Origin of the sequence: Dysgonomonas sp. ZJ279, assembly GCF_011039205.1 — a bacterium.
In the GTDB taxonomy this organism is placed as follows: Bacteria; Bacteroidota; Bacteroidia; order Bacteroidales; family Dysgonomonadaceae; genus Dysgonomonas.
Genome location: NZ_JAAKEL010000057.1, coordinates 1 through 1,003 on the forward strand (window position 1 = coordinate 1; position 1,003 = coordinate 1,003).

Sequence of the window (1,003 nt, forward strand, 5' to 3'; positions counted from 1 at the left end):
TATTTAATAGAGTTTATATTTAATAGTTTATTAAAGCGTTTTTTTACATACTTTTGTGATTTAGTAATCACACATGAAATACGACAAGATTCGAAAAGCTCCAAAGCAATTGCTATCATTAACCGGTTTTAGTCTATTGGAATTTGAAGCATTTTTACCAACCTTTAAATATCATTGGGACGAATACCATTCCCATTTTACCTTAAAGGGAGAGCCTCGCGCACGAATTTCTTATGGAAGAAAGAGTAGCCAACTGCCCTGTATAACAGATAAATTGCTATTTATTCTGTCCTACATGAAGAACAATCCGTTACAGGATTATCATGCTACTATGTTCGATATGACTCAACCCCAATGCAATGAATGGATACACCGTTTGTCTGATATTTTATATAAAACCTTAAAGACATTGGGCGATCTACCCGACAGAAATCATTTGAGGGTAAAATATCTAGCAGAACAATGTACCGATATATTGCTTGACGGAACAGAAAGACCAATAGAACGTCCTCAGGATTCTGACAGACAAAAATCATGTTACAGTGGTAAAAAAAACTCATAACGTGAAGAATGATCTGCTTTGCACTCCTGACAAACGTATTTTATGGCTCTCTAAAACCTATGACGGCAGTATTCACGACAAGAAAATTATGGATGAGCAACCCTTGAATTTGCCTTCAGGAATTACATTGTGGCAGGATACGGGTTTTCTTGGACATAAACCTGAAAATGGAACTGTTAAGATGCCAACAAAGAAACCTAAAGGCAAGCAATTATCTGATAGCCAGAAAGAAGAAAATAGAAAAATATCCAGTTTTCGCATTCTTGTAGAACATGCTATCGGTGGTGTCAAAAAATGTCGTATTGTCAAAGATCGTTTTAGATGTCGCAAATTTGGATTTGACGATTTAGTCATACTTATCGCTTGCGGTCTACATAATTTTAGAATTTCAATTTCTCTGATTATTAGTCATATATAACTTTATTGAATATAATGTCTAAT

Annotated in this window: 2 protein-coding genes; both read left to right on the top strand. The window is 34.6% G+C overall.

Annotated elements, in window-relative coordinates; all coding sequences use genetic code 11:
• The first annotated feature begins 73 nt into the window (after nucleotides 1-73).
• A complete protein-coding gene (locus tag G7Y57_RS17840) occupies nucleotides 74-562 on the top strand; it encodes a transposase family protein (protein ID WP_165027359.1) in 489 nt (162 codons plus the stop codon).
• A gap of 1 nt (nucleotide 563) precedes the next feature.
• On the top strand, nucleotides 564-980 hold the full coding sequence (locus tag G7Y57_RS17845) for a transposase family protein (RefSeq protein WP_165027362.1): 417 nt from the start codon (nucleotides 564-566) through the stop codon (nucleotides 978-980).
• The last annotated feature ends 23 nt before the right edge of the window (nucleotides 981-1,003 follow it).